General features: G+C 63.8%; 13 protein-coding genes. 6 read left to right on the top strand and 7 right to left on the bottom strand.

Going from position 1 to position 14427, the window contains the following annotated elements; genetic code table 11:
- Positions 1-25: 25 nt before the first annotated feature.
- Positions 26-193, bottom strand: coding sequence for a DUF6026 family protein (locus tag ACJA3S_RS16360; protein ID WP_186674681.1), 168 nt, complete (start codon positions 191-193; stop codon positions 26-28).
- A 203-nt stretch (positions 194-396) separates the two neighbouring features.
- On the opposite strand from ACJA3S_RS16360, the gene gnd reads away from it, so the two are divergent.
- The 3 genes from gnd (at position 397) to ACJA3S_RS16345 (ending at position 4823) form a co-directional block, all read left to right on the top strand.
- The gene (gnd, locus tag ACJA3S_RS16355; RefSeq protein WP_406819281.1) at positions 397-1380 is read left to right on the top strand and encodes a phosphogluconate dehydrogenase (NAD(+)-dependent, decarboxylating); all 984 of its coding nucleotides are present in this window, start codon (positions 397-399) and stop codon (positions 1378-1380) included.
- Positions 1377-2882 (top strand): glucose-6-phosphate dehydrogenase, encoded by a 1506-nt coding sequence (gene zwf / locus ACJA3S_RS16350; RefSeq protein ID WP_406819280.1) that lies wholly within the window; start codon positions 1377-1379, stop codon positions 2880-2882. Before gnd ends, zwf begins: the two co-directional genes overlap by 4 nt.
- A gap of 144 nt (positions 2883-3026) precedes the next feature.
- The gene (locus ACJA3S_RS16345) at positions 3027-4823 is read left to right on the top strand and encodes a glycoside hydrolase family 15 protein (RefSeq protein WP_406819279.1); all 1797 of its coding nucleotides are present in this window, start codon (positions 3027-3029) and stop codon (positions 4821-4823) included.
- 36 nt (positions 4824-4859) lie between these two features.
- On the opposite strand, the gene ACJA3S_RS16340 is transcribed toward ACJA3S_RS16345, so the two are convergent.
- The 3 genes from ACJA3S_RS16340 to ACJA3S_RS16330 form a co-directional block, all read right to left on the bottom strand.
- The gene (locus ACJA3S_RS16340) at positions 4860-5057 is read right to left on the bottom strand and encodes a hypothetical protein (protein ID WP_406819278.1); all 198 of its coding nucleotides are present in this window, start codon (positions 5055-5057) and stop codon (positions 4860-4862) included.
- Between the two features lie 66 nt (positions 5058-5123).
- Complete coding sequence (locus ACJA3S_RS16335) at positions 5124-5702, bottom strand: hypothetical protein (RefSeq protein WP_406819277.1); 579 nt, start codon at positions 5700-5702, stop codon at positions 5124-5126.
- Positions 5699-7027 (bottom strand): AAA family ATPase, encoded by a 1329-nt coding sequence (locus ACJA3S_RS16330; protein ID WP_406819276.1) that lies wholly within the window; start codon positions 7025-7027, stop codon positions 5699-5701. The genes ACJA3S_RS16335 and ACJA3S_RS16330 overlap by 4 nt, the downstream gene beginning before the upstream one ends.
- 204 nt (positions 7028-7231) lie before the next feature.
- On the opposite strand from ACJA3S_RS16330, the gene ACJA3S_RS16325 reads away from it, so the two are divergent.
- Positions 7232-7588: a VOC family protein gene (locus ACJA3S_RS16325; RefSeq protein WP_406819275.1), complete on the top strand. Its 357-nt coding sequence runs from the start codon at positions 7232-7234 to the stop codon at positions 7586-7588.
- A complete protein-coding gene (locus ACJA3S_RS16320; protein WP_406822265.1) occupies positions 7588-8208 on the top strand; it encodes a TetR/AcrR family transcriptional regulator in 621 nt (206 codons plus the stop codon). The genes ACJA3S_RS16325 and ACJA3S_RS16320 overlap by 1 nt, the downstream gene beginning before the upstream one ends.
- A 141-nt stretch (positions 8209-8349) precedes the next feature.
- Here ACJA3S_RS16320 and preA read toward each other — a convergent pair whose 3' ends face one another.
- From preA to hydA, 3 genes are all read right to left on the bottom strand, one after another.
- Entirely contained in the window at positions 8350-9624 is a 1275-nt protein-coding gene (preA, locus tag ACJA3S_RS16315; protein WP_406819274.1) for an NAD-dependent dihydropyrimidine dehydrogenase subunit PreA, read from the bottom strand.
- Entirely contained in the window at positions 9625-10992 is a 1368-nt protein-coding gene (locus ACJA3S_RS16310) for an NAD(P)-dependent oxidoreductase (protein WP_406819273.1), read from the bottom strand.
- A gap of 165 nt (positions 10993-11157) precedes the next feature.
- Positions 11158-12597, bottom strand: coding sequence for a dihydropyrimidinase (hydA, locus tag ACJA3S_RS16305; RefSeq protein ID WP_406819272.1), 1440 nt, complete (start codon positions 12595-12597; stop codon positions 11158-11160).
- A gap of 338 nt (positions 12598-12935) precedes the next feature.
- Between hydA and ACJA3S_RS16300 the strand changes: the two genes are divergently transcribed.
- Positions 12936-14426, top strand: coding sequence for an NCS1 family nucleobase:cation symporter-1 (locus ACJA3S_RS16300; protein ID WP_406819271.1), 1491 nt, complete (start codon positions 12936-12938; stop codon positions 14424-14426).
- Position 14427: the final 1 nt, after the last annotated feature.

Genomic DNA, 14427 nt, shown 5'->3' with positions numbered 1-14427 from the left:
CAGCTCCCACCGGGAAGGGGGAGGGTCAGAGGCTGACGGCGTCGCCGTCGGTGCGTGCCTGTGCCAGCAGCAGGTTCAGTTGAGCGACCTGCTGACGCAGCTGGTCACGTTCTTCCTTCAGTTTACGCAGCTCATCACGGCGCACGGAGACATAGAGGGTCTGGGTTGGAGTAGCAGGCATCAAGGTACCCATGAGCACACCTCGCGGTTTTGGCTGGTGACAAGTTAAAGCGTAGACGCTTCACGCGGGGCGCATTCTGAATTCTTTTGCAGGTCTTGGGAACTTTTTTGTTTATCGTGGTCGCGCCGTTCGTCGCTGAACCCACGAGCGGTTCGCTGGACTAACCTGAAGGCTGCACTGTGTTGTCATTCAATTCGCAAGGGGAGCATCGGCTCATGCAACTGGGAATCATCGGGCTGGGCCGCATGGGCGGCAATATCGCAAGGCGCCTGATGCGCGCCGGCCACCGTACCGTGGTGCACGACCGCAGCCGTGAAGCCATCAGCACTCTGGAGGGGGAGGGTGCCCAAGGGGCGCACGACCTCGGGGCGCTGGTGCAGAAGCTCAAGGCACCGCGTGCGGTGTGGGTGATGCTGCCGGCCGGCGAGCCCACCGAGCAGACCATCGCCCAGCTGGCTGAGCTGCTGGAGCCGGGCGATGCGATCATCGACGGCGGCAACACCTTCTACAAGGACGATATGCGCCGGGCCGGCGAGTTGGCCAAGCGCGGGCTGCATTACCTGGACGTGGGCACCTCCGGCGGTGTGTGGGGCCTGGAGCGTGGCTACTGCATGATGATCGGTGGCGAAAAGGCCGTGTTCGAGCGCCTGGAACCGCTGTTCAAGGCGTTGGCGCCGGGCGTGGGTGACATCCCGCGTACCCATGGCCGCAGCGGCGAGTACCAGCGCGCCGAGCATGGCTACATCCATGCCGGCCCGCCGGGTGCCGGGCACTACGTGAAAATGGTGCACAACGGCATCGAGTACGGCCTGATGCAGGCCTATGCCGAAGGCTTCGACCTGCTGCGCAGCAAGGGCGGCAACGAACTGCCCGAGGACCAGCGCTTTGACCTGGACGTGGCCGAAATCGCCGAAGTGTGGCGGCGTGGCAGCGTGGTCACCTCGTGGTTGCTCGACCTGACCGCCGATGCCCTGGTGGCCGACCCTCAGCTGACGCAGTTCAGCGGCTCGGTGTCAGACAGCGGTGAAGGCCGCTGGACCATCGATGCCGCCGTCGAGCAGGCCGTGCCGGTGCCGGTGTTGTCCAGCGCCCTGTTCGCCCGCTTCCGCTCGCGCCAGCAGCAGGGCACCTACGGTGACAAGATCCTCTCGGCCATGCGCCTGGGCTTCGGTGGCCACATCGAGAAGAAAGGCGAATGACCAGACAGCACATTCCTGCCGCGCCACCCTGCACCCTGTTCCTGTTCGGCGCCAATGGCGACCTGGTCAAGCGCCTGCTGATGCCGGCGCTGTACAACCTCAGCCGCGACGGCCTGCTGGACCGCAACCTGCGCATTGTCGGCGTCGATCACAACCCGGCCACTGCCGAGCAATTTGCCGAGCGCCTGCATGCGTTCATGGTCGAGCGTGATAAAGGCGGTGAGGGCAGCAGCAAAGGCCTGGACGAGAAACTGTGGGCGCGCTTGGCCAAACGCCTGGACTACCAGACCGGTGACTTCCTCGACCCGGCCACCTACCAGGCCCTCGCCAGGCGCATCGACAAGACCAGCCATGGCAACGCCATCTTCTACCTGGCGACTTCGCCGCGGTTCTTCCCGGAGGTCGCCCTGCGCCTGGGGCAGGCCGGCTTGCTCGACGAATCCGCCGGGGGCTTTCGCCGCGTGGTGGTGGAAAAACCCTTCGGTACCGACCTGGCCAGCGCCGAAGCGCTCAATGCCTGCCTGCTGAAAGTGATGGGCGAGCGGCAGATCTACCGCATCGACCATTACCTGGGCAAGGAGACGGTGCAGAACATTCTGGTCAGCCGTTTCTCCAACGGCCTGTTCGAGTCGTTCTGGAACAACCACTACATCGACCATGTGCAGATCACCGCCGCGGAAACCGTCGGTGTCGAGACCCGCGGTGCTTTTTATGACAGCACCGGGGCGCTGCGCGACATGGTGCCCAACCACCTGTTCCAGTTGCTGGCGATGGTGGCCATGGAGCCCCCGGCGGCGTTCGCCGCCGATGCCGTGCGCAGCGAGAAGGCCAAGGTGATCGGTGCCATTCGCCCATGGTCGACGAAGATGGCCCTGAAGCATTCCGTGCGCGGCCAGTACCGCGCCGGCAAGCACGGGCGCATGCAGTTGCCCGGTTACCGCCAGGAGGCCAACGTCGCCCCCGACAGCCAGACCGAGACCTACGTGGCGCTCAAGGTGATGATCGACAACTGGCGTTGGGCCGGCGTGCCGTTCTACCTGCGCACCGGCAAGCGCATGAGCGTGCGCGACACCGAAATCGCCATCTGCTTCAAGCCCGCGCCGTATGCGCAGTTCCGCGAGTCGGAACTGGAGCGGCCCAAGCCCAATTACCTGAAGATCCAGATCCAGCCCAACGAAGGCATGTGGTTCGACCTGCAGGCCAAGCGGCCCGGGCCGGAGCTGGTGATGGAGAACGTGGAACTGGGCTTTGCCTACAAGGACTTCTTCAAGATGACCCCGGCGACCGGCTACGAGACGTTGATCTATGACTGCCTCACCGGGGACCAGACGCTGTTCCAGCGCGCCGACAATATCGAGAACGGCTGGCGGGCGGTGCAGCCATTCCTGGATGCCTGGGCCCAGGGCGGCGAGGTGCATGAATACCCGGCCGGTGAAGACGGGCCCGAGGCCGGCAATGAACTGCTGGCGCGGGACAAACGCGAGTGGCATCGCCTGGGGTGAGGTTTTTGTAAAGCCTGTGCCGGCGCTTTCGCGGGCACGCCCGCTCCCACAGGGATATCGATGGTTTCAAGGCCAGAGATGTATCTGTGGGAGCGGGCGAGCCCGCGAAGAGGCCGTCACAGGCAGCCACACAAAGGAGCCGCAATGCCTGCCCACATCGAAGACTACGCCCTGCTGGGCAACTGCCGCAGCGCCGCCCTGGTCAGCCGCGATGGTTCGCTTGACTGGCTGTGCCTGCCACGCTTCGACGCCCCGGCAGTCTTCGCCGCGCTGCTGGGCAACGAAGAAAACGGCCGTTGGCGCCTGGCCCCCAGCGACCCGGTGGAGCACAGCGAGCGTCGCTACCTGGACGACACCCTGGTGCTGGAGACCACCTGGGTCACTGCCACCGGCCGCGCCCGCGTGCTCGACTTCATGCCATTGGGCGAGGTCAACTCGGTGGTGCGCATCGTCGAGGGCCTGGCGGGTGAAACCAACTTCGAGATGGACCTGGTGATGCGTTTCGACTATGGCCGCAGCGTACCCTGGGTGGAGCGGGTGGCACCGCTCACGCTCAGCGCCGTGGCCGGGCCTGATCGCCTGGTCCTGGCGGCGACGGTGGCGCCGCAAGCGCGTGACCACCACACCGTGGCCCGCTTCCGGGTCGCTGCGGGCCAGCGGCAGGTGTTCAGCCTGCGTCACCAGCCATCGCACTTGCCGGTGCAAGCGGACTGCGACATCGACGAGGCCCTGAAAGACACCATCGACCAGTGGCAGACCTTCGCGGCCCGCTGTCCCGAGGTCGGCCCCTACAGCGCCCTGGTGCGCCGTTCGCTGCTGACCCTCAAGGCCATGACCTACGCCCCCACCGGCGGCATCGTCGCGGCGGTCACCACCTCGCTGCCCGAACGCATCGGCCACGAACGCAACTGGGACTACCGCTTCTGCTGGCTGCGCGACGCCACCATGACCCTGCTGGCGTTCATGAACCTGGGCTACTTCGACGAGGCCCAGGCCTGGCGTGAATGGCTGCTGCGCTCGGTGGCCGGCAACCCCGAACAGATGCAGATCATGTATGGCCTGGCCGGTGAGCGCGACCTGCAGGAATACACCCTGCCGTGGCTGGCCGGCTACGCGCATTCGCAACCCGTGCGCGTGGGCAATGCGGCCTCGACGCAGACCCAGCTCGACATCTACGGTGAGCTGGCCGATGCCATGGCCCAGGCAATCAACGGCGGCTTGCCGCGCCACCCGCGCAGCGCCGCCATCGCCCGGCTGATCCTGCCTTACCTCGAGCGCATCTGGCGCGAGCCGGACGAAGGCATCTGGGAAGTGCGCGGTGGCCGCCAGCAGTTCGTGCATTCCAAAGTCATGGCCTGGGTGGCCTTCGACCGTGCCGCGGGGCTGGCCGACACCACCGAGGAAGGCCGCGAGCGTGGCCAGCATTATCGCCAGGTGGCTGAGCAGATTCGCCGCGAAGTGTGCGAGCAGGGCCTGGACGCCAGCGGCCAGTTTTTCGTCCAGGCCTATGGCTCGAGCGAAATGGACGCCAGCTTGTTGCAGATCGCCCTGACCGGCTTCCTGCCGGTGGATGACCCGCGCTTTTTGCGCACCCTGGAGCAGATTGAACAGCGCCTGCTGAAGCATGGCTTGCTGCTGCGCTACGACAGCGACAGTTGCAGCGATGGCCTGACCCCGGGCGAGGGCACCTTCCTGGTGTGTTCGTTCTGGCTGGCCGACGTGTATGTGCTGCTAGGCCGCCAGGCCGAGGCCCAGGCCCTGTACCAACGCCTGACCGGCCTGTGCAACGACCTCGGCCTGCTGGCCGAGCAGTACGACCCGGTCGGCCAGCGCATGCTCGGCAACTTCCCGCAGGCATTCAGCCATATCGGCATCATCAACACCGCGCTCAACCTGCACCGGGCCCAGTGCCCGGTACGGGACCGGGCGACCCGGCGTTGATATAGCTGCGATGGCTGAATGCAGCTGCCGGGGCGGCTAGAGCAGACCCCAACTTTTCAGAAAGAACCGTGTCATACCGGCAAATGGGCGGTCTGCATCGGCCTGGGTTCGGATGCGCAGCAAGAACTCACGCTGGCGCTCGGCAGTAAAGTTGCCTTCCTGAAAAAGCAATACCAGCGTCTCCAGCGTTTCGTAGGCATTCCAGCGCAGGCGCAGCAATTCCTGGCGGTTCAACCCGAGCACGTCCTCTGCAGCCTTAACAGCCCTGCTGGATTGACTGGATCCGGTTATGCCAACCAATCAGACTTCGCGTGTTTCCGGGATGGCTTTCCAGGCAAAGAACTGTTCAGGGTCGGCGACGTAGGGGTTGATGAGCTCCGCATCTTCCTTGGCGTAGAGCTGGGCCACTGCAGCATCCGTGGTGGTGACTGGGTCGGGGCAAATAGTCTGCAACAAGGATTTCAGCTCTGCGCCGTCGCTGGGTAGGGTTAACGGCACTGTAGGCGGCGCGAGCCTTGGGCCCTGCACCGGAAAGGTATCGCCTTTATAGGTCTGGTTGCAGATCTGGCAGCTGAACGTGTAGTTGTCGTAGCAGTACGCCAGCCACCAGTACTGGCTTTTGGGTCGAAAGTGTTCGACGTCGCCATGCGCTACCACGCCAGTGTCCGCTTCACAGTAGATGCACTTGTTGTAGGACTCGACCTTGAGTTGCGGCTTGGCCCGGCCCCAGACCTGACGGTTCTTCGGTCTGAAATTGACCGTTCCCGTATGGCCGTCGTCCTGATAAAACTGCAGCAGGTTGTTGAGTTTGGTTTCCAGCTGAGTCCCGGTAAAGCCCTTCAGTTTTGCGGCAGAGCGAGTGCGCGAAACCTTGATCATGGCTCGCTCTCTAGGTTTTTGGTGATGGCGGTGAGTTTGTCTGGCGATATCCTGGTTTTGCGCTTGTTCTTGAGCAATGAAGATTTGAGGTTGCGGATCAACTCGGCTTGCTCTTTTGCATAGTGCGGCATGACGTCCCATTCGGGGGCGTCGTTCAAGATTGCCTGCAGCGCTTTCATTTGCGCTGCTTCTTGCTTGCTGAGCGACTCTTTAAGGCAGAGTTCTCTGACTGCGTTGCGAGCCTTCTCGATTTCGACGGACTCCAGCGAGTCCAAGCCGAACATAGGGCTCATCAGCAGTTGATGAAGCATCATCTTGCGCGGTTCGCCGATGAACGGAACCAGGGTCGGCGTTGACTCCGAACCCTCCCTTCGGATGACGTAGAGCTCACCTTCACCGCTCTGCTGTGCCGTGAGTGCCGAGTGGGTGGTGGCGATGAACTGGAAGTTCGGCAGGGTGCTGGAGAGAAACTCAACCAGGTGACGCCGCCACACCGGATGCAGGTGCAGATCGATTTCGTCGATAAGCAGCACCCCGCGCGTGCTGAGCGGGTTCTTGCGGTCGGGAAAGGTTTCGGTGATCCGGTACAGCAGGTCGCCGCACCAGGCGGCCATGTTCTGATAGCCGTCGGAAAGTTGGTTGAGTGGTATTTCGCCATCTACCGTGTTGAAAATGATCTGCCGCGTGGCTCGATCGATTCGCGAGAACTGCATGCCGGGTAGAAGCTTGTCCAGCGCTTCGCTGACCGCGCCCATCATCGACGACAGGCCTTTGCGGTAATCCAGGTCCATCACCCACTGCTCAAGTGATACCAGGCTGGCGTCTGGCGAAAACATTGTCGCCATACCTTGAGCCCGAGGTACCCTTGAGCGTTCATCGGGGAAGGTGGAGCGCATGTTGAGCACCGGTGGCCGACGGGAAACACCGTAGGCCAGGACAAAGTAGTTGCGATCAGCTTTGGCAATCGCGGCATCCAGCGCTTCCAGCGAGTCATGGTTGTGCGCGAAAATCTTGCGGATCCCGTCACCACGGTTGATTTCCAGCGCAATCTCTCGGGTTTCGCCCTTGGCGGTAACCAGCGTTCCTTCAATACGGCATTTCTTTGCGCCGTTCCTGATCCAGGCATCAGGGTCGCCGAGCAGTTCAGGAAGGGCATCGCTGCCTGCCAGCAGCAATGCAATGGCTCGCAGCACCGAGCTTTTGCCGCAGCCGTTTTCTCCGAGTAGCAAGGTCCAGCGACGCGTTCCGCCGGCACTGGCATGGAAGTCCAGGTCCAAGGACTTGATCGATCGGACATCGCGCAACGCGATTCGCACCAGATACATCGTGAGGTCCTTCCAGTTCTGTAGGCGTATCAGTCATCCTGAAAGGCGACTGTCTGTTGGCGAGGGGGCTTGGGCGATGATCAACGTCATGCCTGCCAGCAACAAGGTGGCGCACATTTTAGCAGTTGCGAGAAGCTACCCGAACCGAGTATCAAGGCTTTTCACACAGAGCCTAGCGCAAACACCATTCGGCACGGAGCACCCATGGGTATTCGCGGTACAGATCGGCAGATCGACAACATCGAGTTCAATGTCAGCGACATCGCAAGGAGCAAGGCATTCTATGGCAGCGCGTTCGGCTGGGCGTTCACCGACTACGGGCCAGGCTACACCGAGTTCAGCGATGGCCGCTTGACGGGCGGCTTTACCACCGGCGAGCCGGTGCGCCCGGGTGGGCCGCTGGTGATCCTGTATGCCGACGACCTCGAAGCCACGCAACAACGAGTCGAGGCGGCCGGTGCACGCATCAGCCGGGCGACCTTCGCCTTCCCCGGCGGGCGGCGTTTCCACTTCATCGACCCGGACGGCTATGAACTGGCGGTGTGGACGGCCCAAGCCTGATGGCCAACCACAAGATCGAGATCCGCCGGCGCAATATCGGCAAGATCCTGCAGGCGGCGGAAAAGGTATTTGCCGAGAAGGGCTACGGCGCTACCTCCATGGGCGATATCGCCGAGCAGGCCGAGTTGCCGCGTTCCAACCTGCATTATTACTTCAGCACCAAGGACGAGCTGTTCCGCGCGGTGTTGCAGGATCTGCTGGAAGTGTGGAAACAGGACGCGCTGTGCTTCGAGAACTTCGACGACCCGCGCGTGGTGCTGACCAGTTATATCCGCGCCAAGATGGGCCATTCGCGCTCACGGCCGCTGGGTTCGAAAATCTGGGCCGAGGAGATGCTGCACGGGGCGCCGGTGCTGGCGGCGGACCTGGCGGAAAGCCTGGTGCCCTGGGCCAAGCTCAAGGAAGCCAAGATCCGTCGCTGGGTAGAAGAGGGGCGTATCCTGGCGGTGGAGCCTTCGGCGCTGCTGTACATGATCTGGGCCTCGACCCAGCACTATGCCGACTTTGGCTACCAGGTCGAGCTGCTCAATGGTGGCGAGGCGTTGTCGGACAGGGCGTTCGAGAATGCGGTGCAGACAGTGACTTGCGTGATTCTGCGAGGGATCGGGCTGGAGCCTTGAGGGGGCAAAGCCTGGTTTGCGCGGGGCGATGTAGGAGCGGATTTATCCGCGATGCAGGCGACGCGTTGGCTGGCACCGGCTATGCCGGTGATCGCGGCTGAAGCCGCTCCCACACTGATTACGTCAGTCGGTAGTGCTGCTTCAACTGGCCTCGCGGTAGGGGTTGCGTGGGTCCTGCGTCCAGTTCAGGTACGGCTTGCCGGTATCCTGCGCGACCATGTCAATGCAGCCTTCCACCGGGCAGGTGATCTGGCACAGGTTACAGCCGACGCATTCCTCTTCCACCACGCTGTAGGCATGCGTGCCATCTGCCTTCAGCGTGCTGGCAATGGCCTGGTGCGAAGTGTCCTCGCAGGCGATGTGGCAGCGCCCGCAACCAATGCATGCCTGCTGGTCGATGTGCGCCACCGACTTGTAGTTCATGTCCAGGTACTTCCAGTCGGTGGTATGCGCCACCGCCTGGCCACGGAACGCCTCGAGGTTGCCATGCCCATGCTGGTCCATCCAGCGTGCCAGGCCGTCCTTCATGTCCTCGACGATGCGGAAGCCATGCAGCATCGCCGCCGTGCACACCTGCACCGCGCCACTGCCCAGGGCGATGAATTCGGCGGCATCGCGCCAGTTGCCGATGCCGCCGATGCCGCAGATCGGCAAGCCACGGGTTTGCGCGTCGCGGGCGATTTCCGCCACCATGTTCAGGGCGATCGGCTTGACTGCCGAACCGCAGTAGCCGCCATGGGTGCTCTGGTCGCCGACGATGGGGTGGGCGACCATGCGCTCCAGGTCGACACTGGTAATCGAGTTGATGGTGTTGATCAACGACACCGCATCGGCCCCGCCACGGTGCGCGGCGCGGGCCGACTGGCGGATGTCGGTGATGTTTGGCGTGAGCTTGACGATCACCGGCAGCGAGCAATACGTCTTGCACCAGCGGGTGACCATCTCCACGTACTCCGGCACCTGGCCCACCGCCGCGCCCATGCCACGCTCCGGCATGCCGTGCGGGCAGCCGAAATTGAGCTCGATGCCGTCGGCACCGGTGGCTTCCACCAGCGGCAGGATGAACTTCCATGAGTCTTCCACGCACGGCACCATCAGCGACACGATCAGTGCGCGGTCGGGCCAGTCCTTTTTCACCTGGGTGATTTCGCGCAGGTTGATCTCCAGCGAACGGTCAGTGATCAGCTCGATGTTGTTGATGCCTTGCACCTGGCGGTTGGCGCCGTAGTGCGCCGAGTAGCGCGACGACACGTTGACCGCCGCCGGGTCCTCGCCGAGGGTCTTCCACACCACGCCGCCCCAGCCGGCCTCGAAGGCACGTACCACGTTGTAGGCCTTGTCGGTTGGCGGTGCGGAGGCCAGCCAGAATGGGTTGGGTGCCTTGATACCGGCAAATTCGATCGACAGGTCGGCCATTTACGCTGCCTCCACATTGAGCATGAGTTGGGCATGGATGGCTTCGGCGGCCAGCTTGCCGTGTTGTACGGCCTGGACGGTCAGGTCCTGGCCGAGGGCGGTGCAGTCGCCACCGGCGTAAATGCCCGGCAGGCTGGTCTGCATGTTTGCATCGACCCGAATGCGCTCGCCGTCGCGGGCCAGTTGCGCCGCCAGCGGGTCGCCGAGGCTGCTGTCGTCGAAACGCTGGCCGATGGCCTTGAAGATGGCATCGGCGGCCAGCTCGAAGGTTTCGCCGCTGTCGCGCAGGCGGCCGTCAGCCAGCTCGGTGCGGGCAAAGCGCATGCCGCGCACCTTGCCGCTGTCGTCCAGCAGCACGGCATCGGGGCGCGCCCAGGTGTGCAGGCGGACCTGGTTGGCCTTGGCGATGTCCTGCTCGTGCTCGGTGGCGCCCATGTCGGCGTGGCCGCGGCGATACACCAGGTTGACATCGCGGGCGCCCAGGCGGCTCATCTGCACCGCCATGTCGATTGCAGTGTTGCCGGCACCGATCACCAGGCAGCGGTCGGCCAGTGGCAGTTGGCTCAGGTCATCGGCCTGGCGCAGTTCGCGGATGTATTCAGTGGCGGCGAGCAGGCCGGGGGCTTCTTCAGCGGCCAGGCCCAGCTGGCGCACGGCATTCAGGCCGAGGCCGAGGAACACCGCGTCATACTGGTCGCGCAGCTCGCCCAGGCTGAGGTTGCCACCCAGGCGCTGGCCATGCCGAATCTCGATGCCACCGATGCCCAGCAAAAACTCCACTTCACGCTGGGCGAAGTCATCTACCAGCTTGTAGCGGGCAATACCGTATTCGTTCAGGCCGCCGGCCTTGTCGCAAGCTTCGAACACCACCACGTCATGCCCGTGCATGGCCAGGCGATGGGCGCAGGCCAGCCCGGCCGGGCCGGCGCCGACCACGGCGATGCGCTTGCCGGTGGCTGGCGAACGCTGGAACGGGTGCGCGGTGAAATGCGCATTGTCCAGGGCATAGCGTTGCAGCTGGCCGATCAGCACCGGTGCGCATTCCTGCGCATTGTTGCGCACGCAGGCCTGCTGGCAGAGGATTTCGGTGGGGCAGACGCGGGCGCAGCTGCCGCCGAGGATGTTGGCCGAAAGGATGCGTTCGGCGGCGCCTTGCAGGTTGTCGTCACTGATGCGGTGGATGAACGACGGGATGTCGATTTCGCTGGGGCAGGCGTTGACGCAGGGCGCGTCGTAACAGTACAGGCAGCGCGCGCTTTCGACGGCGGCCTGGCGCGGGGTGAGGGGTGGGGCCAGGTCGCTGAAGCGCTCGGCCAGCTGGTCGGCACCGGCCCGGGGGCGCGGCAAGTGGTTCAGGGCGTCGATCACGGTTGTAGCCTCTCTATTTTTTTTGGATGCAGGCAACAAGGATTGCGGTGGTTTCCTGGGCCGCTGCGCGTTCCATCACGACACAACGCCGCTCCTGCGAGGAACCGCGTACGCCTGTAGGAGCGGCCTTGTGTCGCGATGGGCTGCGCAGCAGCCGCAATGGCTTCAGCGCTGCACGGGCGTCGGCCGCTGCACTTCGGCCCTGCGCCCGAGCACCTCATACACCGACGGATACGCCGGCCGTTCCACATAGCGCCCCGCGCCCGCTTCTGCGCGCAGGTCGCCATCAGCCCAGCGCAGCTTGCCCTGGCTGATGGTGTGGCTGGGAATGCCGCGCACAGTGCGGCCTTCGAAGATGTTGAAGTCCACCTGCTGATGGTGGGTCTTGGCCGAGATGGTGCGGGTACCTTGTGGGTCCCACAGCACCAGGTCGGCGTCGGCGCCAACGCGAATGGCACCTTTGCGCGGGAACAGGTTGAAGATCTTTGCCGTATTGGTGGAGGTCAGCGCGACGAACTCATGCATCGACAGGCGCCCATTGTTGACTCCAGCATCCCACAGCACTGCCATGCGGTCCTCGATGCCGGCAGTGCCATTGGGAATCCGGCTGAAATCATCCCGGCCCATGGCTTTCTGCTCGGCGCAGAAACAGCAGTGGTCGGTGGCGGTGGTGTGCAGGTTGCCCGACTGCAGGCCGCGCCACAGCGCTTCCTGATGTTCACGCGGGCGGAACGGCGGGCTCATCACATAGCCTGCGGCGGTGGCCCAGTCCGGGTCGCGGTAGACGCTGTCATCCAGCAGCAGGTGGCCGGGGAGTACTTCGCCGTACACCGGCTGGCCCTTGCCGCGGGCATAGGCAATTTCATCCAGCGCTTCGCGGCTGGAAACGTGCACCAGGTACAGCGGCGTACCGAGGGTTTCGGCAATGCGGATGGCGCGGCTGGCGGCCTCGCCCTCGACTTGCGAGGGGCGTGACAACGGGTGCGCTTCCGGCCCGGTCAGGCCCTGGGCCAGCAGTTTTTTCTGCAGGTGGTACACCAGCTCGCCGTTCTCGGCATGCACGGTGGGCACCGCACCCAGTTGCAGGCAGCGTTCGAAGCTGGCCACCAGGGTGTCGTCGGCGGCCATGATGGCGTTCTTGTAGGCCATGAAGTGCTTGAAGCTGTTCACCCCATGCTTGGCCACCAGTTCGCCCATCTCTTCGGCCACCTGCTCGCTCCACCAGGTGATGGCCACGTGGAAGCCATAGTCGCTGGCGCTTTTCTGCGCCCAGCCACGCCAGGTGTGGTAAGCCTCCAGCAACGATTGCTGCGGGTTGGGGATGACGAAGTCGATGATCGAGGTGGTGCCCCCGGCCAGGCCGGCGGCGGTGCCGCTGAAGAAGTCCTCGCTGGCCACGGTGCCCATGAACGGCAACTGCATGTGCGTGTGCGGGTCGATACCGCCGGGCATCAGGTAACGGCCGCTGCCGTCGAGGATCTCGCAGCCGGTGGGCGGCTCGAGGTTCTGACCGATGGCGCGGATCAGGCCATCGGCACACAGGACATCGGCGGGGTAACTTTCTTCGTGGGTGACCACGGTGGCGCCACGGATCAACAGGGACATGCCGTCTTCCTCGCAGGCTGACCGGTCTGGGCCGGTTCTTGGAATTGTCAGGGGCAGGCGGGCAGGGCGGTTAATCCTGTCATGCCTGACAAGATTCGAGGCTAGATGCAGATCCTGGATTCAGCAAGAAAATTTTCCCATTGAATTTGTGGTTTTTAACTTGCTGAAAATAAACGATAAATTCCTGTGGTTGCGCTGATCATGGGGCTTTTAACCACTTTGACTGCCTTGACAAGATGGAAATCTGGTCGAGATTTTCAAGCACATAACGCGTGTACTCCGGCCATCGCTTCAAGCCGATGAGCAAAAGAACTAAAAGAACATCTGGAGAAAGCCCCATGCAGCAGAGCAGATCGGAAGTGGTCGAGCAGGATGGCCTGTTCGAGCTGGCCGAGGGCCGCGATGTCCTCGACAGCCCACGCTACAACCACGATATCGCCCCGACCAAGGTGCACCAGCGCACCTGGAACAAATGGCACATCACCGCCCTGTGGGTGGGCATGTCCATCTGCGTGCCCACCTACACCCTCGGCGGCGTGCTCACCGCCTACTTCGGCCTCAGCGTGGGCGAGGCCTTGCTGGCGATCCTGCTGGCCAACCTGATCGTGTTGATCCCGCTCACCCTCAACGCCTTTCCCGGCACCAAGTACGGCATCCCGTTCCCGGTGCTGCTGCGCTCATCGTTCGGCATCCTCGGCTCCAACGTACCGTGCCTGATCCGCGCGGTGGTCGCCTGTGGCTGGTTCGGCATCCAGACCCTGTTCGGTGGCCTGGCCATCCACCTGTTCCTTGGCTCGGTGTTCGACGGCTGGAAGGCCTTGGGCGGTACCGGCGAGGTGATCGGCTTCATGCTCTTCTGGTGCCTGAACCTGTGGGTAGTGCTGCGCGGCGCCGAGTCGATCAAATGGCTGGAAACGCTGTCGGCACCGCTGCTGGTGGCGGTGGGCGTCGGCCTGTTGTTCTGGGCCCTGCCGCACATGTCGATGACCGAGTTGCTGGCCCAGCCGGCCAAGCGCCCGGCCGACGCGAGCGTGCTCGGTTACTTCTGCGCCGGGCTCACCGCGATGGTCGGCTTCTGGGCCACGCTGTCGCTGAACATCCCCGACTTCAGCCGCTACGCCCGCAGCCAGAAGGACCAGATTCTCGGGCAGATCTTCGGCCTGCCGCTGACCATGTTCCTGTTCGCCGCCCTGGGCGTGGTGCTGACCGCCGCCTCGGCGTCGCTGGTAGGCGAGACCGTGGCCGACCCGGTCAGCCTGATCGGCAAGATCCACAGCCCGTTCTGGGTAGCCCTGGCCATGGCCTTGATCGTGATCGCCACGCTGTCGACCAACACCGCAGCGAACATCGTGTCGCCGACCAACGACTTCCAGAACATCGCCCCGCGCCTGATCGGGCGCAGCCGCGCGGTGTGGCTGACCGGTTTCATCGGCCTGGCGCTGATGGGCCATGAGTTACTCAAGAAGCTGGGCTGGATCGTCTCCGACCTGAGCCTGGAGAGCGTGTACTCCAACTGGTTGCTGGGCTATTCCAGCCTGCTGGGGCCGATCGCCGGGATCATGGTGGTGGACTACTTCCTGGTCCGCCGGCAGCAGCTGGACCTGGCCGGGTTGTACCGCGACGACGTGTACCCGGCCTGGAACTGGGCTGGTTTTGCCGCCTTTGCGTTGCCGGTCGCGTTGACCCTGATGGCCATTGGCAACAGCAGCTTCAGCTGGTTCTACGACTATGGCTGGTTCACCGGCTCGCTGCTGGGAGGGGGGCTGTACTACCTGTTCGCCGGGGTGCTGGCGCGCAACCCGGCGCAGGTGGCCAAGCCTTTGCCTTGAG

Origin of the sequence: Pseudomonas sp. KnCO4 (assembly GCF_045344305.1) — a bacterium.
GTDB classification, from domain to species: Bacteria; Pseudomonadota; Gammaproteobacteria; order Pseudomonadales; family Pseudomonadaceae; genus Aquipseudomonas; species Aquipseudomonas anuradhapurensis.
Note: the sequence above shows the minus strand (reverse complement) of the source record. Positions and strands in the feature narration are given on the sequence as shown.